Origin of the sequence: Vibrio sp. 10N.261.54.E10 (assembly GCF_002877735.2) — a bacterium.
GTDB classification, from domain to species: Bacteria; Pseudomonadota; Gammaproteobacteria; order Enterobacterales; family Vibrionaceae; genus Vibrio; species Vibrio crassostreae_C.
The window spans coordinates 1,672,797-1,693,750 of record NZ_MCXE02000001.1; the positions used below are offsets into that span (position 1 = coordinate 1,672,797).

A 20,954-nucleotide genomic window follows, 5' to 3' on the forward strand; every position below is an offset into this window, starting at 1 on the left:
TCAGTGCCTTCTTATTAATTACTTCTTGCTAATGGCTTCTCGCTAGTGACTTCGCAAGATCCCTTCAAGCACATTGAACAGCAAGTCGATCTCTTCAATCGAGTTGTAATGCATACAACCAATACGCACCACGCCCTGCTCTTCAATACCCAACTGCTTCACCAACCCTAATGCGTAGAAGTGTCCGTTCCAAACACAGATATTATGTTCACCCAACTTCTTGGCGATGAACTCTGGAGAATGGTTTTCAAAGGTAATCGCAAACGTTGGCGTTCTTAAATTCGAATCAAACTCGGTTTTCCCGTAAAGCGTTGCCCCTTCAAGGTCGGCCAAGCGTTTAAGGAAATACTCACTGAGTTGGCTTTCATGCTTATTATAAAGTGCGTAACTTTGCTCTAAACGAGAACGTAATGAATCAGTTGGCTCACCAAACTGCGCCAAGTAATCCACCGCAGCAATCACACCGGCAAGGCCTTCGAAGCTTTGTGTGCCTGTCTCAAAACGGCCTGGGCCGATATTGGTTGCAGGCTCAACCTTGTAAGGCTTTAACGTGTGTAGCCATTGAGGCGCAACATAAGCAATGCCCACATGCGGGCCGAAGAACTTATACGCTGAACACGCTAAGAAATCACAATTCAGTTGCTGAACATCAATCAAATGATGCGGCGCGTAATGAACGGCATCGACATAAACCTGCGCACCATGTTGATGTGCTAGTTCGATCACTTTCGCCATATCAACAATGGAGCCCGTCGTGTTCGAAGCAAACGTCACCGCGACAAGCTTGGTTTTCTCGTTAAGCAGCGATTCAAAATGCGCCATATCCAAACTGCAATCCGACTCGTCTACACGAACTTGGCGAACAATCGCGCCTTTGTCGTCTGCCGCTTGCTGCCAGCTCGATACATTTGAGTAATGGTCTAACGCCGTGACGATAACTTCATCGCCCTCTTTCCAATCGCGGCTGATCGCTCGGCTAAGTTGGAAGGTCAGAGATGTCATGTTCGCGCCGAACACAACGTTGCCAGAAGACTCCGCATTAAGCAGTGCTTGCGCCGCTTCTCGCGCTTGCTGCATTAAGCTTGTGGTCTTTTGGCTAGAAAAATAGTGGCCGCCTAGGTTTGAATTAAAATGCCCTAGGTATTCGGTCATTGAAGCTAAAACATTCTCAGGTACCTGAGAGCCACCCGGCCCATCAAAAAAGGTCACCGGCTTACCGTTATGGTATTGGCCTAGCGCGCTAAACTGCTGGCGCACATCATTAAGAGTGAAGGACATTGCGCGCATCCTTAGCCGTTAGAACAAACACATCCATGTAGCCCATCTCATCGTGGTCTATGGTACGAATCGGCTGTGCGTTGTGCCAAAGCTTGCTGTCGGCCAGCATTGCTACTTCACCGTCTTCAAGCACTTTTCTAAAGAATGGTGCTTCATGTGAATCTTGGTACAGCATGATCTCGCCACCCACAATGTTATGACGGTTAACACCAATTAAAGCGATGTGGTCGAAGCCATCTTGGTGAACACCTTCTGGCGCAACCTGTGTCTCTTCAAAAATGGCAGCGATACGAATTTGGTGGATTTCGATTTCTTGCCCGTCTTCAAGCCCATTGGTTTCAATGAACAACTCACACATCTCTTGCATGCCTTCGCTGCTTAAGATTGGTGCTTCAATTGGTTCGAATTGGCGAACAACGTCACCTTGAAAGTGATTAATGTCTTCAGACTGAACAAAGTTATGTTTGTCTAGCTCTACGACTTGTCCATTACTGAATTGAACCACCGAGTACCTTCTCAATCGAAACTGACCATCCGCATGCTCTGTGCTTGGAAGCTTAGAGAATGACGGTGACAACTCCTCAACTGCGTGGTTACTGAGGTGGGTAATATGTAGGGTATTTTCGTGAGCATGTAACATCATCGACTCCTTAATGATTGTTAATTAACTTTCGATATTTAACGTTTTATTTACATAAAGGATACTTGAAGATATTGCCAAATCAACATTAAACAATCATTTATCCCGTCAAATTTAATAATTCAGACGCTAAACCCAATCGAGAAATAAAAAGCAGTGTATAACACCAGAATAAAAGATGACCAACTCTTAAAACTAGCACACTCCACTAGCTAGTTATAAATCCCTGAAAATTTAAATTTAACGATATTATTAACTAGCAGGCCAGGTTTCATATTGTATAAGCCCTTACCCTTTAATACGCCAGCCTTCTTGCCTGAGTTCAGGCATCACACTCGCCATCATTCATTTCTATGATTTTACACAACGAAATACGACCTACCTATCAATTGCCAAGCTATTGATTATTTACACAACAAACTGAAATTGGTTAATTTATGAGTACGCCAGAATCCACACGCCTTTGCTTGCGCGTCTGGAACAGGTCGAGTTCGGGGGGAACTCGGCCGCCCTCAAATAGAGTGCTTTCTAATAAAACCTACAATTATAAATGATGCGTTTATTTGGAATATGATGGTCTGCCTTTATGTCCTAACTTAGAATTCGTTAAAAATAGGCGACTATAAAGATTGGGAATGTTCTACACAAAACAGATGAGAGGGTAAGCAAGCTTGAAAGATTGGTTGCTAAAAGAGCCACCTTTGGTGACATTTACACCAAAAGTCAAAACGAAAATAAGTTAACTAGACTTAAAACGATTCACTTAGAAAATAGGGAATTTAGCTAACACTCAATTTCACTGGACTGATTTTTAAAACCGTTCTTCGAGCGCTTCTGCTGGTACATTCGCTGGTCAGCTAAGCTCAAACACTCAGAAAAATTGACACATTCAAAACTAGATGCGCTTCCAAAACTGAGGCCAGACTGAGGCCAATCAGCACTGCGAATTTGCTCTTCCACCTGAGTCACTCTAAGCTCAATCTGAGAATAGAGAGCCTCAACTTGTTTCTCTTTATCCACTTTCAACAACCAGATAAATTCGTCGCCACCAGCTCGATAAACCATTCCAAGGTCTGTAAATTTTTCTCGCATCATGCGGCTGGTGTATTCTAAAAAGCGATCCCCTTCATCATGACCATAAGTATCATTAATCGATTTAAGGCCATCACAATCGATGAAGACGATACAATAGGAATGATGTACTAATTGTTTACTCGCATCATTAAAATCCAGCCGGTTTCCAAGCCCCGTTAAACTATCCACCCTCGACTGGATATAGGTTTTCTGATGTTGATGTTGTTGAATCCGCAACCATTCAGTCAGTGACAATAAAATGCAGGTACAATCTATTGCTAATGCAACAACAACGATGACTTCTGTCGATCTCTGAGTCGGCAATGGTGCAAAATGCGCAAAAATGTAATATACCAAAGCCGTGCCATAACAAAGACCACCGATCAAATAATATTTAGCGACAAAGTTTCGTTGATAAACCATCAATACGCCAGTCACTATCATTGTCGGCACCCAGATTGCCGCAATTAAATGGGACATAACAAAAGTCAACGAAAACGGGGCAAAGACATTAATAAACCCGATAATGACACACAGCCAACTAAAGGCCTGAAAGGTAAGATTAATACGAATAAAATGCTGCGGAAATCCAAACAATAATCTTGTGTAATAGCAAGAAAAAGCAACCGCAAACGGAAACAATACCATTCCAAAATAAACTGGGTTCCAGCTTTGGCTTGGTAATAAGTACCCCCAAGCGCCTGAAGCGGCGAACCATCCCAGGCCATGTAGCCCAACATAACCAGCACAAGCCAGTGTGACTGGATGTTTAGTTTGAAAGTAACAAAAAAGAGCGAAAACTCCCAACGTTAGCATGACAGTAATAGAAGCTAATGTGAGCGTATTGTTGCGGAAAACGTGAATATAAAATGGATATTCAGGTTGAAGAGTGAAGTTAACTGCCTTTGGAAATTTCTTTGCTTCCAAGTAGAGCCAAAGTGTTCCAGATTCCTCCGCATTCAATATTAACGGGAAGCTTTGCCTATGCAGATGCAAGATACTCTTGTTACTTAATTGGCCAAAATCAAGTATTCGCCTTACTTGACCATTTGTTGATTGCCAGTAACCCCAACCTTGATCCAAATAGTTTGCATGGAGTGTAACTATTTGTTGTGACGACTTGATATCGGAGTTGGCCAAATCAACTCTCAACCCAAACGCCCCTTCACCACCAAATATCGTTTCAATCCTTGGAGAGGATTCAATGTGTTTTTTTAATATGGGAAAATCGACTGGATCAGATAACAAAGGCATTTCATACCATCTTACAGCTTCATTAGCTAACACAGATTGTTCCCCGCTGACCTGCAGCGGAGAAGCAAAAACCGAATTCAGGCACACAATAAACACATTGATAAAAAGGATTAGAATCTGCATAGAGTTCAAATGATTCCGCGCAATATATAAATATCAATAATAACACATACAAAAAAATAACAACTGATAAACACTCAATAGTTCAAGTATTAACCAACATTACACCTGTTTGTAATCATGCCGTTCATACTAAAAGTGCGTCTTGTGGTCGCTTATCTGCACGCTAATTTTGATGAATTCTTGCAGCGTCTTTTAACGCAAACTTTTTAAAATAAAACATAGGATTCAGGTTCTCTTGTTTTTCTACTCATCAATGTATACGCAAAAAAGTAAATACTGCTATAGAAACACCATGATCAAGAAGGCCCTAAAAGTGAGCAATATGCATAGCTGTTTGCAAGAGCACTTTCCTTGACTTATCGCTATTGATCTAAGACACAGGATTACAAGACCATCATTTAGTTCGGTTATGTTCTAACGTATAACGATTAATTACACTTCTGCCCTTGTTTAACCTTTTATTGCCTCCATATTTTCCATACAATCCTAAGCGATTATAAATTAAAACAATTTCAATTTCGGAGTCCTCATGAGCGACGTAAAGCACTGTAATTTATTGATTCTTGGTTCTGGCCCTGCTGGCTATACAGCTGCAGTTTACGCTGCTCGTGCAAACCTAAACCCTGTACTGGTTACCGGTATGCAGCAAGGTGGTCAGCTTACAACCACAACTGAAGTAGAAAACTGGCCGGGTGATGCTGAAGGTTTAACAGGCCCAGCACTGATGGATCGCATGAAAGAGCACGCAGAGCGCTTTGAAACAGAGATCCTGTTCGACCACATTAACGAAGTCGATCTATCAAACCGCCCTTTCCGTCTTAAAGGCGATTCTGGTGAGTACACATGTGATGCATTGATCATCTCAACGGGCGCATCAGCTAAGTACTTAGGTTTAGAGTCTGAAGAAGCATTCAAAGGCCGTGGCGTTTCTGCTTGTGCAACGTGTGATGGTTTCTTCTACCGCAACCAGAAAGTAGCGGTTGTAGGTGGTGGTAACACCGCTGTTGAAGAAGCACTTTACCTATCTAACATCGCATCTGAAGTTCACCTAGTTCACCGCCGTGACACGTTCCGCGCTGAAAAGATCCTAGTGAAGCGTTTAATGGACAAAGTAGAGAACGGCAACATTGTTCTTCACACTGATCGCACGCTAGACGAAGTTCTGGGCGACGACATGGGCGTAACGGGCGTTCGTATCAAAGATACTCAGTCTGATAAGACAGAAGACATCGAGGTAATGGGCGCATTCATTGCTATCGGTCACCAACCAAACACTGAAATCTTCAAGGGCCAAGTCGACATGAAAGATGACTACATCATCGTTCAGTCTGGTCTTGAAGGTAACGCAACACAAACCAGCATCCCTGGCGTGTTCGCTGCGGGTGATGTAATGGACCACAACTACCGCCAAGCAATCACTTCTGCTGGCACAGGTTGTATGGCTGCACTGGATGCTGAACGCTTCCTAGATGGCCTTAACGATAAGTAAATCTGAGATTGCAGATTTGATTATCGGTGCTCTCGCCTCAGTAGATGCAGGGCGTCATCACATTTTGTTGTAAATCCCTAGAGCCCAGTGGTATATCCACTGGGCTTTCTTTTGTATACTAGCCGCCCTCAACAAATAATAATTATCATTAAGCCTTCATAATGGATAAGAAAAAACAACGCAGCTTGAACAAGTGGCTTAAGCAACAGAGTAAGTTAGCGAAACGCTGGCTTATGATTGCGATTAGCCTTGGCGTACTTTCAAGCGTGTTCTTAATTGCTCAAGCAGCTCTTCTCGCCTCTATTCTTCACCAGCTGATCATCGAAAATGTCGATAAATCTGAACTGGTTGGTCATTTCGCAGGCTTGGCACTATCGGTCGTTGGCCGTGCTGGCTGTACATGGGGACGTGAAATCGCAGGTTATCGCTGTGGTGAACAAATCCGGGTCTATATAAGGCAACTCATCCTTGATAAGTTACGTGAGTTAGGCCCTGCTTACATTAAAGGCAAACCTGCCGGTACGTGGGCAACGCTGTTGCTAGAACAAGTAGAAGACATGCAAGACTTCTTCTCTCGTTACTTACCTCAGATGTCTTTATCGGTAATGATTCCATTCATTATTTTAGTTGTGGTGTTCCCAGTAAACTGGGCAGCAGGACTGATCTTCTTGATTACTGCTCCACTGGTGCCGATGTTCATGGCACTTGTTGGTATGAAAGCGGCCGATGCAAACCGTAAAAACTTCAAAGCGCTGCAGCGTCTTTCAGGTCACTTTTACGACCGTTTGCAGTCAATGACGACTATCCGTCTATTTGATCGCACCAACGCTGAAACAGAAGTATTGAAAGGTGCATCTGAAGTGTTCAGAACGCGTACCATGGATGTGTTAAAAATCGCTTTCTTGTCTTCTGCGGTACTTGAGTTCTTCACGTCTATCTCTATCGCGATGACGGCGGTTTACTTTGGTTTCACTTACATCGGCGAGCTTAACTTCGGCCACTACGGCGTTGGCATTACGCTATTCGCAGGTTTGTTTATCCTTATCTTGGCGCCAGAGTTTTACCAACCTCTGCGTGATTTAGGTACTTTCTACCATGCGAAACAACAAGCGGTTGGCGCAGCGGAAAGTATTGTCGAGTTCCTAGAAACAGACATCACTAAAGTTAAATCAGGCGACACTCAGTTAGACCCGGCTCAAGGCATCAATATTGAAGCTCAAGATCTGAAAGTATTGAGCCCTGAAGGTGTTCAACTGGTTGGTCCTATCTCGTTCGCGCTTAACACTCGCCAATCGACTGCGTTAGTTGGCCCAAGTGGTGCAGGTAAAACAAGTTTGATCAACGCTATTCTTGGTTTCATGCCTTATGAAGGAAGCTTGAAAATCAATGGTATTGAATTGCGTGAACTCGACTTGGCCTCTTGGCGTAAAACCATTAGCTGGGTTGGTCAAAACCCGTTGCTACTGCACGGCAGCATTCATGACAACGTCACTCTAGGTAAGCACGATATCGCTGATCAAGTTGTCGAGAATGCACTTGAGCAGTCTTTTGCTAACGAATTCGTAAATGAGCACGGCTTGGATTATATGATCTCTGATCGCTCTGGCGGTCTGTCTGTGGGTCAGTCTCAGCGTTTAGCTCTGGCTCGCGCAATGATTCAAGACGGTCAGTTCTGGTTGCTCGATGAACCCACTGCCAGCTTAGATACTCGTAGCGAACAGTTGGTAATGAAAGGCATCAATAGCAATATCGAAAGCCGCACTGCCCTACTTGTGACGCATCAACTTGCCCCGCTTCAATCGGTCGATAACATTCTGGTTATGCGCGATGGTGGTCTGGTTGAACAAGGTCATTACTCTCAGCTTTCGACTGCGGGTGGTTTGTTTGAAGAGATGCTGAACGCGAACTTAGCTCAACAAGATAATAAGGGTAATTTAGATGCGTGATTTACTGCCTTACCTGAAACTCTATAAAAAGCATTGGTTTGGCCTATCGCTAGGCATGCTATTGGCTTTTGCTACTCTGTCGGCTTCTATTGGCTTGTTAACGCTATCAGGCTGGTTCATTTCAGCTTCTGCGGTTGCAGGTCTTACGATTGCACGTGAAACCTTCAACTACATGCTACCGGGCGGTGGTGTACGTGGTTTGGCAATGAGCCGTACTGCGGGTCGTTGGGGTGAACGTGTTGTCAGCCACAATGCAACATTCAAATTGTTAACTGATCTGCGTATCTTCTTCTTCAAGAAGCTGGCTCCGCTGATCCCAGGTCGTATTTCAAACCTTCGTGATGCTGATCTTCTGAACCGCTTGGTTGCTGATGTCGACGCGATGGATCACGTGTACTTGCGCTTAGTAAGCCCTGTGACGGTGGGTGTGTTCGGGATTTTCTTCCTGACTCTGTTCTTAATGTGGTTCGATAGCTCACTAGGTTTAATCTTAGGTTCTATCCTTCTGATCATGCTGTTGGTTTGGCCAATCTTGTTCTACAAGCTTGGTAAACGTAATGGTGGTGAGCTAACACAGAACAAAGCGGATCTTCGTGTGACAACGCTAGATTGGATTGAAGGCTACAGCGAGCTAACTCTGTTCGGTGCTGAAGAGCGTTACCGTAATGCGATTCTAGAAACGCAACGAAAGCTGATGGCGAATCAGTTTGTGAATGCTAACCTAACCGGTATGGCTTCAGCTGCGCTAATGCTGTTCAACGGTTTAACGTTGGTTCTTATGCTTTGGCTTGCGGCTGACGGTGTGGGTGGTAATGCACCAGACCCGTTCATCGCGCTAATGGCATTCGCAACCATGGCAAGTTTTGAACTGCTGATGCCTATCGCAGGCGCGTTCCAGCATTTAGGTCAAACTCTGTCTTCTGCTCGTCGCTTGAATGAAGTTATTCTGTCAGAGCCTGAAGTTCAGTTTGCTGAAGAGAAACTCGACATCAACAAGCCGCTTGATATTACGTTCTCAAACGTGACGTTCAACTACCCTGACTCTGAGCGCAGTGTTCTGAACGCTGTTGACCTAACGATCCCTGCCACGCACAAGGTTGCGATTGTTGGTCAAACGGGTTCTGGTAAATCGACTCTGATCCAGCTTCTGACTCGCTACTGGGATCCTAAAAAGGGCTACATATCAATCGCGGGTATTGAACTGACGCAGTGGAACGAATCGCAGCTTCGTGAATCAATCAGTGTAGTAAGCCAACGTGTCGACATTCTAAATGGTACTTTGCGTGACAACTTGTTGATTGCAAGACCAGAAGCGACCGATGATCACTTAGCGAATATCCTAAAAGACGTTGGTCTAGAAAAGCTGCTTGAGAATAACGCACTTGATAGCTGGTTAGGTGACGGTGGTCGTCAACTATCTGGTGGTGAGAAGCGCCGTATTGGCATCGCACGTGCGATTCTTCATGATGCCCCTATCCTGCTTCTCGATGAGCCAACAGAAGGCTTAGATAAGCAAACAGAACACAGCATCATGACGCTGTTCGAGAAGCACTTTGAAGGCAAGACGGTTATCTTCATCACTCACCGTTTGATTGGTCTAGAGTCGATGGATTCTATCGTTCTGATTGAACAAGGCGAGATTGTTGAACACGGTTCTCATGAAGCGCTATTAAACGAAGAAGGACGTTACTTCCAACTTCGTCAGGCAATCTAGCTCCTCATAAGTTATAAAGAAAACCATTCAAAGCCCGAGTTTATACTCGGGCTTTTTTGTGTCTGTGATTCTCCTGAACTACACCCTTCTCCAATCAAACTTGGCCAGTCACTTACAATAAGTACTGACCTTGATGCCAATACCCAAACAGCTTAAAAACTACAAGCGAACGACCCTGCGATGGTTAAATTTATGGAGCAGTACTTCCCTACTCGTGCCAACCTTAAAGCGAAATTCCCTGGCTATCCGAATAACTAGTTAGGGATTCATAACTCTAACTAGCACGCACAAAAAAGCCGAATGTGATAATCACATTCGGCTTTTAAATTACGAGTTAGTGCTTAAAGCTTGAAGCGGCTGATTTCGCTTTCTAGCTCGTGAGACAGCTCAGAAAGTTGAGCGGCTTGCTCTGCAGCTTGGTGTGCTTCGTCTGCTAGCTCGTTAGATACGTCACGGATTCCTTCAGTGTTACGAGTAATCTCAGACGTTACTGACGCTTGCTCTTCTGCAGCAGAAGCAATCTGTGTTGCCATGTCACTGATGCGTTCAACAGCAGCATGGATTTGCGTTAGGCTTGCAGCCGCTGAGTTCGCGTCATCAACACTGGTTTCAGCAAGTGTACGGCTATCGTTCATGATGTTAACCGCTTTGCCTGTTGTACCTTGCAGCAACTCAATCGTTTGTTGAATTTCTTGCGTTGAACCGTGTGTACGTTGGCTCAGAACTCGAACTTCATCCGCTACTACTGCGAAACCACGACCTTGCTCACCGGCACGTGCTGCTTCAATAGCGGCGTTAAGTGCAAGTAGGTTCGTTTGTTCTGCAATACCTTGAATGTTAGACAAGATAGCGTTGATGCTGTTGCCGTGCTCTTCAAGCTCGAGAATCACGTTAGTTGCGATTTGAACTTCTTGAGCAAGGTTTTGGATAGAGCTTTGAGTCTGTGTCACTTGACCAGTACCGTGCTCACACGCGCCAACCGCTTCAGATGAGTTCTGTGCAGTGTGGTCTGCGTTACCTGCGATCTCTTGTGTTGCTGCAGCCATTTCGTTAACGGCTGTTGCTACCATGTTGATCTCGTCTTGTTGCATTTGGATACGAGCACTACGTTCTTCAGCTTGAGAAGCCGTTTGACGTGCTTGGTTGCCTAGCGCAGCAGATACTTCGCTTAGCTTGATCACCATGGTGTGCATGTTACCCACAAAGCGGTTGAAGTTTGCTGCAAGCTGACCAATTTCGTCGTCGCTCTTAGGCTCAAGGCGTTGAGTAAGATCGCCCTCACCTGAAGCAATTTCTTCAAGTGCTGCTGAAACGCGGTTTAGGTCGCGGAATAGGAAGCTTACTAACCAAGACACGAGTACGATTACGATGAGCGTAATAACGACAGCAGTGATGATCAGCTGAGTAAGTAGCGTTGAGTGGTTCGCTTCTTCTGTTGCTTTGTCCATCTGAACCGCGAAGATCCAGTTAGTGTTAGGCACCTTCGTGAAGTAAAGCAGCTTGTCTGCGCCGCGCTCTTTGATGATCTCGATGCTACCCGTACGCACTGCGTTTTCGATGATAGGCATAGAGATATCGTTTGAAAGCTGGCTTACCGGCTTCAAGCTTAGTGCTGAATCTGGGTGTGCTAGGAATGTGCCGTCAGAGGCATCAATTAGCATTGCGTAAGCGTTGTCACCAACATCAAGGCTGATTACATCGTTAACCAACTGGTCGATCAGTACGTCTGCACCAACAACACCAACAAGTTGGCCATTGTGGCGAACAGGTTCTGCGATCGTTACTAGAAGTGCTTTGGTGATTGCATCTTGGTAAGCCGTAGTAATGATTTGCTTACCTGCAGCGTTTGCTTCTTGGTACCAAGGACGTTGACGAGGATCGTAATCTGCACGATTACGTTCAGGATGTGAACGGTACATTCCACCTTCTGGAGTACCTAAAAAGATATCGTCAAAGCCACCCGCTACACGAGCTTGTCTAAGGAAAGGAACAACATCATCCTCTCGTGAAAAGTCATTAAATGCTGATGCGATATCAGTACGGATATCAATCCAGTTTTTAATACCTTCAGATGCTGCTTCAGATACGCTTTCAGCTCGTAGGTATACGCCATTACGAGTCTGTTCAAATAATTGGTTTGCTGACAACCAAGTCAACGCTGTAGCCATAACGACAACAGCAGATAGGCTAGCGCCTATCAACTTCTGCTTTAGTGTTAGTTTCATGTCAAAGTTTCACGAGTGGTGGGAAATCTCGCGCATACTACCCAATATTAGTATTAAATTCGAGCGATTTCACAATTTAATATTGGAATATAATTTTAAGCAAACCATAAGCTTAAGTAATGTCAAATCCTTGGCTTATCGCCAAATTTAAGGCGGTGTTGTCTCTACGGTTATTAACATTTTTATCGCACTTCACATGCTTAAAAGAGACAAGAAAACACGGTAAAGAGGAAACAAAAAAGGCAGAAGAGTTTCCTCTTCTGCCTTCATATTGTTTACCGTTCTACTGCGTATAAATTGCAGTAGATTTCAGCTTAAAAAGCCTAGCGTTTTTCTGTACGCATACCCATTAGCAAGCTCACACACATCAGTAATAGAATGATGGTAAATGGTAATGCCGTCGAGATTGCACCCGCTTGTAGAGCTTGTACTGCTTCAGTACCACCAACCCACAATAGAGCCACAGCAATCGCACCTTCAAGGAACGCCCAGAACACACGTTGAGGCACAGGCGTATCAACTTTACCACCCGCGGTGATGCTGTCGATTACTAGAGAGCCTGAGTCAGACGATGTAATGAAGAATACTAGAACCAATACAACCGCAATGATTGAAAGCAGAGTCCCGAACGGCAGTGCATCAAACATTTGGAACATTGCTAGTGATACATCTGTTAGGCCGTCTTGACCAAGAATACCAACGTTATTCACGATTTGGTCAATCGCCATGCCACCGAATACTGACATCCAAATGATAGTCACTGTAGTCGGTACAATCAGTACTGCTGTGATGAACTCACGAACGGTACGACCTTTAGAAACACGTGCGATAAACATACCTACGAATGGAGACCATGAGATCCACCAAGCCCAGTAGAATACAGTCCAACCGTGCATCCACGTTTCATCTTCACGACCGTGAGGGTTACTCAACGGAATGATGTTTTCAATGTATGCCATCAATGTCGTTGGGATAGAACCTAAAGTCACCGCGTAGCCGATTAGAGCCACTAAGATAAGCAGTAGGAAAGCCACCAACATGTTGATGTTACTGATAACTTTAACGCCACCATCAATACCACGAAGTACTGATACTACCGCCAATAAAGTCACCGCTGTAATCACAATAACTTGCAGACCTAAGCCCGCTTCAATGCCGAATACATGCTGAATACCACTTGCCGCTTGTTGTGCACCAAGACCTAACGATGTCGCCAGACCAAATAGCGTTGCAAGTACAGCAAGAATATCAACAATGTGACCTGCCCAGCCCCAAGCTCTATCACCTAAAATTGGGTAAAAGATAGAACGGATAGAAAGAGGCAATCCCTTGTTGTAAGAGAAAAACGCAAGTGACAGTGCTACTACGCCATAAATCGCCCAAGGGTGTAGACCCCAGTGATACATGGTTGCGCCCAATGCCAGTTTTGCAGCTTCTGGTGTGTTTGGTTCAACACCTAACGGAGTTTCAAACCAACCCGTGAAGTAAGCCGCTGGCTCTGCCACACTCCAGAACATCAAGCCGATACCCATACCTGCGGCAAACAGCATCGATAGCCAAGAGAAGAATGAGTAATCTGCCGTCGCATCAACACCACCAAGGCGGATTTTGCCGTACGGAGAAACAATCAAACCTAAGCAGAAAATTACGAAAATATTACCCGACCAGATGAAAAGCCAATCAAACGAATTGATAATCTGGCCTTTAACGCCATCTAGCGCAGCCTTTGCTGAAGCGGTATCTGTAATAAGAACACCGATCAGGAACAAAGCGATAAGTCCCGCACTAATACCAAATACTGGGTTATGAACATCAAAACCCCATTTTTGGACGTTATCTTGACCGACAGTGTAATCCGTACTGTCGATACTGTATTTATCTATACCTTTAGTCATCATCCCTCTCTACGGAATTCTATTAGGGTCTATTGACCTCGTATTCCTTACTTACCTGCGACTTAATTACAAACTCGAACCTACGATCCAAGTAGTACAAGCTGTTGTCACAATAATTCAAATACTTGGATCTCTGAAGTTTAGCAGGTTAACTTGTTGTTTTCAGTAAACTAGAATCGGTTCGATGGAATTTCAAACAATATTCACGTAATTACTCAATTTTATGACGAAAAAAAGGTCGACCCTGTCGACCTTTTTATCAAAAATACTTTTAACTCAAAGCATTTTGGTGCTTAACCAATTGATTTTCAGTTCGTAAACCTAGCAATAAGCTTAGGCACATAAGCAATAATATGAAGGCAAATGGTAGCGCCATCGATACCGTTCCAGCTTGCAGTGCTTGAATAGATTCCGTACCACCAACCCATAGTAGAACCGCTGCAATCGCGCCGCCCATCAACGCCCAAAATACACGTTGTGGAACCGGTGCATCCACTTTACCGCCAGAGGTAATGCTATCGATAACCAATGAGCCTGAATCAGAAGAGGTGATAAAGAACACCATAATCAAACCAATCGATACCACTGAAAGCACAGAGCTCATTGGCAGAGCATCGTAAGTATGGAAAAGAGAAAGTGTAATATCTTGCAGACCATTCACACCAATCTCGCCCACCTTGTTCGCCACTTGATCAATCGCGATGCCACCGAAAATAGCCATCCAGATGATGATTACTGTCGTTGGGATGAACAATACAGCAACGATGAATTCACGAATCGTTCGACCTTTAGAGATACGAGCGATGAACATGCCTACGAATGGTGACCAAGACATCCACCATGCCCAGTAGAATACCGTCCAACCTTGCATCCACGTTTCGTCATCACGACCGTGAGGATTGCTTAAGGGAATGAAGTTTTCAATGTAGCCCATTAGCGCGGTTGGGATTGCTTTAATACCCGCCATGCCACCAGCGATGGTAACGAAGATAAGTAAGCCCAAAGCAACCAGCATGTTCACATTACTCAGAAGCTTTACACCACCGTTGATGCCACGAACCACGGACATTGTCGCTAAGAAAGTAACCACAGCGATAACAATCAGCTGCATGCCAATACCGCCATCGGTACCAAATACATGGTTAATACCACTTGTTGCTTGTTGAGCACCTAAGCCCAATGAAGTTGCAAGGCCAAATAGCGTTGCAAGCACAGCGACGATATCAACAATATGACCAAACCAACCCCAAGTTCTATCACCCAAGATAGGGTAGAAAATAGAGCGGATTGATAGAGGTAAACCTTTATTGAAGGTGAAGAAGGCAAGCGCTAGAGCAACAACCGCGTAAATCGCCCAACCGTGCAGACCCCAGTTGTAGATGGTTGCACCAAGAGCCAACTTCGCCGCTTCAGGAGAGTAAGCTTCAACACCTAGTGGTGTTTCATACCAGCCAGTGAAGTAAGCTACTGGCTCAGCAACACCCCAGAACATTAAGCCAATACCCATTCCTGCGGCGAATAACATCGACATCCAAGATAGGTTTGAGTGCTCTGCTTTGGCATCATTGCCACCAATACGTATCTTGCCATACGGGGAGACAATGAGGGCAAAACAGAAAATTACGAAGATGTTTGCTGCCCACATGAAGAAACCATCGAAGTTACCAATGACTTTCCATTTGATTCCATCAAGCGCCGCTTTTGCGGTTTCAGGGTCTGCGACTAGAAGTGCCAACAGGAAGATAATGATCGCCCCTGCACTGATTCCAAATACTGGGTTATGAACATCAAAACCCCATTTCTGAACGTTATCTTGTCCTACTGTATAATCGGTATTTTCAATACTATACCTATCTTTTACAGGCTCCATGCTTCCTCTCTAATTTGCAGCGCACAGTTTGCAACATTGCATTCGGCGCTTAAATTTCGAAAAGAAGAATATCAACCTGTCGCAAAAATACTAAAAAAACCTCCATAAAGGAGGCGTAAATTACACATTTAACGTTATTTAGCGTAAGATCAGTCCACAAGCCCGGAGCTGACCGCATATTTAGCAAGCTCTGCCGTAGAGTGAATATCGAGCTTATGCTTAATATTTTGCCTATGGGTTTCTACCGTTCGATAGCTGATATTCAGCGCCTTTGCGACCTCTTTACTGCTCTCCCCTTTTGCGACTAATTTCAGCACAGCCTCTTCACGTCTGCTCAATGGATTCTTGACAGATGGCGTGGGAGTAATCGGCTGAGTAAACAAATTCTGCGTGACTTTTTCACAGAAATAGGTCGATCCTTGATTGACCGTTTTGATTGCCTGTACCATTTTTTCAGCCGAAATCTCTTTCAACATGTAACCGACAGCACCCGACTGCATCACCTTCATGATGTATTCACGGTTGTTATGCATGGTCAGCATCAGGACCTTGGCTTCTGGGTCTTCTTCTTTAATCAGATGGGTGGCATCAATGCCATTCATGATAGGCATGCTGATATCCATCAACACCACATCAGGGCGCAGAGACTTAACGACCTCTACCGCTTCTAGTCCATTGCTGGCCGTACCTATCACGCTAATATCTGGCTCGAGTTCCAATCTCGCCATAAAGCCATCCAGTACCACTTGGTGATCATCAGCAATCACAACTCGAATAACTTCACTCATTCATTAATCCCTCTAGTGTCAGTAACACTGTAATTTCCGTTCCGAGGCCAATCTCACTCATCAATTCAAAGTCACCACCGATGAACTCCACTCGCTCTCTCATGTTACGCAGCCCGATCCCTCGTTTTTCCATCGCTTTATAGGTGTTGAAACCGACACCGTTATCTTGAATCAGTAGTTGCAACACATTACCAATTTGCTGAGCGATAACCGTTACTTTGGTCGCTTGTGCATGTTTTTCTATATTATTCAGCGACTCTTGCACGACTCGATATAGGGTCGTCGCCGCCTCTGATTTTAACTTACCAGGTTGAGTAGCAAACATGGTCTCGACTTCTATGCCCGAGTGCGCCTGAAAATCTAACAGTAATGAAGACAATGCCGCTTCTAAGCCTATGTCATCCAATGAACTTGGACGAAGTTGATGCGAGATGTGCCTCACTTCTTCGATCGCTCGCATCAGTGAATGCTGCGACTTATTCAAATGTGCTTTAAGGTCTTCATTTTGTAGCTTATTACCGAGCAGTTCCAAATGGCAACGACTCGACACTAATAATTGGTTAATACCATCATGCAACTCACGCGCTAGATGCTTCTTCTCGTCTTCTTGGAACATCACCGTCTTATGCGCCAGCTCCTTTAAGTTGTTATCAGCAATCCGATGTTCATGCATGTTAATAGCCAAGGTCAGCACGATGATGACCGCGACCGTTACGCTCAAAATCACCACAATCGAAAAGAACGTGGTTTCAATATTCTTATTTATCGCAGCCTGCATCGAAGCCACTTCTTGGTGTACGTCTTCAATATACAAGCCGGTGCCAATCATCCAGTCCCAACGCTCTAACCAAGCGGCGTAGCTCAGCTTAGACACCACCTCACCCGTCGACGGTTTTTGCCACAAATACTGGTGAAACCCGCCTCCGGTTTGCGCTTCTCTTAACAGAGCCTCTATCAGAAAATCGCCATCTTCATCTTGCAGTTGGAGTAGGTTTTGGCCTATCAATTCTGGCTGAATTGGATGAACCAAGTTGGTCCCGAGGCGATCGTATGCGAAGAAGTACCCATCAGAGCCATATCTAAGTTTAGACAATATGGTTCGAACTTTTTTTTTGGCTTGGGCTTCTTGGATATTTGGATCGTTATAGACGTGTTCTATGGCGTCGAACGCGAGATCAACCGTGTCTTTGAGGGCGTTTTCACGCGACTTGATTAGGCTGTCTCTAAAGATCTCGACTTCTTTAGCGCCTAACGTCTTAGTCTGGTGCAGCGAGATCCAACTAATACTCGCCGTTACCAGCAGCAACGGGAGCAACGTCAGCAAAATCAGCTTGGCTTTTAGAGGCATTCCTTTCCCTCACAAAAAACGGCTTACTGAACATCAATAAGCCGTTTTACTTTAGCAATTTATAGATAGCCGTCGAAACATATCATTCACATTCTTGGCTTCACTCACATTCCATAGAAAGATGGGAAAGCGAGAAGTGATCCAAGTACGAGGATTTGAATCAGAATGAACGGCATCACACCTCGGTAGATGTCCTTAGTCGTCACGCCTTTCGGTGCTACGCCTTTTAAATAGAACAAACTAAAACCAAATGGCGGCGTTAAGAAGGAAGTTTGTAGGTTCATCGCAATAAGGATAGCGAACCATGTCATGTTGATGCCCATCAGTTCAGCAACTGGCGCAATGATCGGCACGATGATGAAACAGATCTCTACGAAGTCGATGAAGAAACCCAGAATCAGAATCACCAGCATGGTAATGATCAGGAAGCCCCATTTTTCACCTGGCAGTTGTAGCATCCACTCTTCAACCAGATAGTCGCCACCAGTGTAGGTAAACGCCATTGAGAATGCCGTTGCACCCAACAAGATAGCAAATACCATCGCCGTTACTTTCACCGTCTCTTTCGACGCCTCGTACACCATCGACCAACTAAATTGACCGTAAAGCAGTGCAAGTATCATCGCACCCGCGCCACCTAATGCGGCTGACTCTGTTGGCGTAGCAACACCTGCGAAGATAGAGCCCAGTACAACAATGATTAACGCTAGAGGCGGAAGAATCGCTTTCAGTGCATTAAACACTTCCTGCTTACGGCTGATGGAGTCATCACGTTCAATAGGTTGAGCCGCTTCAGGGTGTAGCTTTGCGTATATCAAGATATAAACGATGTACGCGCCGACCAGCATCACGCCTGGCCAAATCGCCGCTTGGAACAAGTCGCCTACAGGAACACCTAGAACATCACCCAATAGAATCAATACGATGGAGGGTGGAATGATCTGCCCTAGCGTACCAGACGCACAAATAGTGCCGCAGGCTAAGCCTTTGTCGTAATTGTACTTGAGCATTACAGGTAGGGAGATAAGTCCCATAGCAACAACAGAAGCACCAACCACGCCAGTAGAAGCCGCAAGTAGTGAACCTACTAATACGGTTGAAATCGCGATACCACCACGAACGCCGCCAAACAGTCGCCCCATAGACTCAAGCAACTGCTCAGCAAGCTTGGTCTTTTGTAGAACGAGCCCCATAAAAACAAACAATGGAACGGCCATCAGAACCGTGTTTTCCATAATGGATTGAATTCGATATGGCATGAAGGCAAACATTTCAATGCCCTCAGCCCAAACACCAAAGATTAACGCGATACCACCAAAGGTAAACGCCACTGGGAAGCCAAGTAAAAGCGCAAACAAGGCTACGAAAAACATTACTATTCCAATCATGTTCAGCCTCTACTTGTTTTTTGTATGAATATTGTTTGCATGGATAAGATGCGGATTAAAAATCTTATTCAGTGAATGCAGGATCAAACCTACGCCACTGAGTGCCATCAAAAAGAATGACAGCGGGATCATAGCTTTGATGATCCAGCGATACGGCAGGCCACCGGGATCGCCTGAGGTTTCACCCAGTTCATAACTCTCTTTGGCAACATCGATACCAAACCAAGCCACCAGCAGGCAAAACGGAAGTAGAAAGATAAGCGTGCCAAGCAGGTCAATAATCGCTTGTGCTTTAAAGCTCAATTGCTCATAGAACACGTCAACTCGAACATGGCCACCAGCCTTGATGGCATAAGGAACACCGAGTAGGAAAACGGCGGAGAAAAGGTGCCATTCCATCTCTTGGAAGGCGATAGAGACATCGTTGAAGGCATATCTCATGACAACGTCATACACGACGTTGGCGATAAGTAAAATAAACAACATACTGGAAAGACATCCCAGTGCGTCACCGATACGATTAAACAGGCGTTCAATATAAATTAGACTTCGCATTCCCGACTCCATGGAATTTGAAAAGACATCGCGCAGCTGAGGTAACGAGCTGTAGGACGTAGAAAAGGTTCTTGAGCGTAATACAGGATTTATCCTGCTTAGTTATTATGTTTTAAATGAACCCTCGGCTTATTCACTCTTAAATACTCAATAAGAAAAGCTTCGGGTTCATTTAGATTCAGTTCAACAACTGTCGATTATTTCGCTTGGCTATTTAGGTAAGCTCTGTGTGAAATGTCCGTCCATGAACGTACTTGCTCTAGGTAGCTTGCTTGTGAAGCTTGAATATCTTTTGCTAGCTCATCTTTTTCAGCATGTGCAGCCAGTAGGCGATCGTTCGCTTCTTTCAGAGCAGACATAACCTCTGGTGGGAAATCTTTCACTTGTACATCTGGGTATTCTGTCTTCATTGAAACCCAGTTCTTACCACTTTCGTGCGTTGCTTGCGTGTACATGTCGTAAGCCGCAGTACGCATTGCAACACGTAAGATTTCTTGTAGGTCTTCAGGCAGCTTGTTCCATGTACGCTTGTTCACTAGGAATTGAAGCTCTGAACCCGGCTCGTGCCAACCTGTGTAGTAGTAAGGCGCGATTTTGTGGAAGCCCATTCGTAAATCCAGCGATGGACCTACCCACTCTAGTGCATCAATCGTGCGACGCTCTAGAGACGTGTAAAGTTCACCTGGGGCAATGTTCGTCGGTTTAGCACCTAGCTCAGCAAGAATCTCGCCTGCAAAGCCCGGGATTCGCATTTTCAGACCTTGTAGATCTTCAACGCTGTTGATCTCTTTTTGAAACCAACCCCCCATCTGGATATCCGTGTTACCACCAGGGAAAGACATCAAGTTATGTGGAGAGTAAACCTGCTCCATTAACTCCATACCACCACCGTGATAGAACCACGCGTATTGTTCTGCTGGCGTCATACCGAAAGGCATAGAAGTGAAGTAAAGAGTGTTTGGAACTTTACCTTTCCAGTAGTAAGAGCCTGAGTGACCCATGTCGTATTGACCAGACTTAACCATGTCAAAAACGCCAAGAGGTGCTTTGTGTTTGTTTGCTGAATCGATTCTGATTTGCAGTCGACCATTCGACATCTTCTCAGCCATCGCCGCCATGTTTTTGGTTGCATCACCGAAAACTGGGAAGTTTGGTCCCCAAGTTTCCGCAAGTTTTAAACGGTAAACCTTATCAGCGGCTGTAGCACCAGTAGCGACCAAAGCTAAACAAGCCGCAGCAGTTACTGCAACGTTTTTAAAAACTCGTGTGAGGGAGTTAGAAATGAGACTCATGTTCACGTCCTTTGTTGGGTTAACACTCTTTCTATGAGCATTTTTTATGATTCAACATAAGAGTGCACCGTGATG

14 protein-coding genes are annotated in these 20,954 nt (G+C 44.8%); 3 read left to right on the top strand and 11 right to left on the bottom strand.

Features of this window, described 5'->3' with window-relative positions; all coding sequences use genetic code 11:
* Window positions 1–42: 42 nt before the first annotated feature.
* The 3 genes from BCU07_RS07285 to BCU07_RS07295 all read right to left on the bottom strand — a co-directional run bounded on the left by BCU07_RS07285 (window position 43) and on the right by BCU07_RS07295 (window position 4,369).
* A complete protein-coding gene (locus tag BCU07_RS07285; protein WP_102428054.1) occupies window positions 43–1,278 on the bottom strand; it encodes a cysteine desulfurase-like protein in 1,236 nt (411 codons plus the stop codon).
* Window positions 1,262–1,918 carry a 2OG-Fe dioxygenase family protein gene (locus BCU07_RS07290; RefSeq protein ID WP_029405418.1) on the bottom strand — a complete coding sequence of 219 codons (657 nt, stop codon included), beginning with the start codon at window positions 1,916–1,918 and terminating at the stop codon, window positions 1,262–1,264. Before BCU07_RS07290 ends, BCU07_RS07285 begins: the two co-directional genes overlap by 17 nt.
* A gap of 783 nt (window positions 1,919–2,701) precedes the next feature.
* Complete coding sequence (locus tag BCU07_RS07295; RefSeq protein WP_017066195.1) at window positions 2,702–4,369, bottom strand: GGDEF domain-containing protein; 1,668 nt, start codon at window positions 4,367–4,369, stop codon at window positions 2,702–2,704.
* A 529-nt stretch (window positions 4,370–4,898) separates the two neighbouring features.
* Between BCU07_RS07295 and trxB the strand changes: the two genes are divergently transcribed.
* The 3 genes from trxB (at window position 4,899) to cydC (ending at window position 9,518) form a co-directional block, all read left to right on the top strand.
* Window positions 4,899–5,858, top strand: coding sequence for a thioredoxin-disulfide reductase (trxB, locus tag BCU07_RS07300; protein WP_050052961.1), 960 nt, complete (start codon window positions 4,899–4,901; stop codon window positions 5,856–5,858).
* A gap of 161 nt (window positions 5,859–6,019) precedes the next feature.
* Complete coding sequence (gene cydD / locus BCU07_RS07305) at window positions 6,020–7,804, top strand: heme ABC transporter permease/ATP-binding protein CydD (RefSeq protein ID WP_102428055.1); 1,785 nt, start codon at window positions 6,020–6,022, stop codon at window positions 7,802–7,804.
* A complete protein-coding gene (cydC, locus tag BCU07_RS07310) occupies window positions 7,797–9,518 on the top strand; it encodes a heme ABC transporter ATP-binding protein/permease CydC (RefSeq protein ID WP_102428056.1) in 1,722 nt (573 codons plus the stop codon). Before cydD ends, cydC begins: the two co-directional genes overlap by 8 nt.
* 341 nt (window positions 9,519–9,859) lie before the next feature.
* Here cydC and BCU07_RS07315 read toward each other — a convergent pair whose 3' ends face one another.
* From BCU07_RS07315 to BCU07_RS07350, 8 genes are all read right to left on the bottom strand, one after another.
* Complete coding sequence (locus BCU07_RS07315) at window positions 9,860–11,743, bottom strand: methyl-accepting chemotaxis protein (protein WP_017070254.1); 1,884 nt, start codon at window positions 11,741–11,743, stop codon at window positions 9,860–9,862.
* 323 nt (window positions 11,744–12,066) lie between these two features.
* Window positions 12,067–13,638: a BCCT family transporter gene (locus BCU07_RS07320; protein ID WP_017060963.1), complete on the bottom strand. Its 1,572-nt coding sequence runs from the start codon at window positions 13,636–13,638 to the stop codon at window positions 12,067–12,069.
* A gap of 271 nt (window positions 13,639–13,909) precedes the next feature.
* A complete protein-coding gene (locus BCU07_RS07325) occupies window positions 13,910–15,508 on the bottom strand; it encodes a BCCT family transporter (protein WP_017066829.1) in 1,599 nt (532 codons plus the stop codon).
* Between the two features lie 149 nt (window positions 15,509–15,657).
* Window positions 15,658–16,296, bottom strand: a complete 639-nt coding sequence (locus BCU07_RS07330; RefSeq protein WP_017060961.1) for a response regulator transcription factor — start codon at window positions 16,294–16,296, stop codon at window positions 15,658–15,660.
* The gene (locus BCU07_RS07335) at window positions 16,289–17,644 is read right to left on the bottom strand and encodes a cache domain-containing protein (RefSeq protein WP_017063573.1); all 1,356 of its coding nucleotides are present in this window, start codon (window positions 17,642–17,644) and stop codon (window positions 16,289–16,291) included. The genes BCU07_RS07330 and BCU07_RS07335 overlap by 8 nt, the downstream gene beginning before the upstream one ends.
* Before the next feature lie 104 nt (window positions 17,645–17,748).
* Window positions 17,749–19,032: a TRAP transporter large permease gene (locus BCU07_RS07340; protein ID WP_029235146.1), complete on the bottom strand. Its 1,284-nt coding sequence runs from the start codon at window positions 19,030–19,032 to the stop codon at window positions 17,749–17,751.
* A gap of 9 nt (window positions 19,033–19,041) precedes the next feature.
* A complete protein-coding gene (locus tag BCU07_RS07345; protein ID WP_102428057.1) occupies window positions 19,042–19,587 on the bottom strand; it encodes a TRAP transporter small permease subunit in 546 nt (181 codons plus the stop codon).
* Window positions 19,588–19,784: 197 nt separating this feature from the next.
* Window positions 19,785–20,879 (bottom strand): TRAP transporter substrate-binding protein, encoded by a 1,095-nt coding sequence (locus tag BCU07_RS07350; protein WP_102428058.1) that lies wholly within the window; start codon window positions 20,877–20,879, stop codon window positions 19,785–19,787.
* Between the last annotated feature and the right edge of the window lie 75 nt (window positions 20,880–20,954).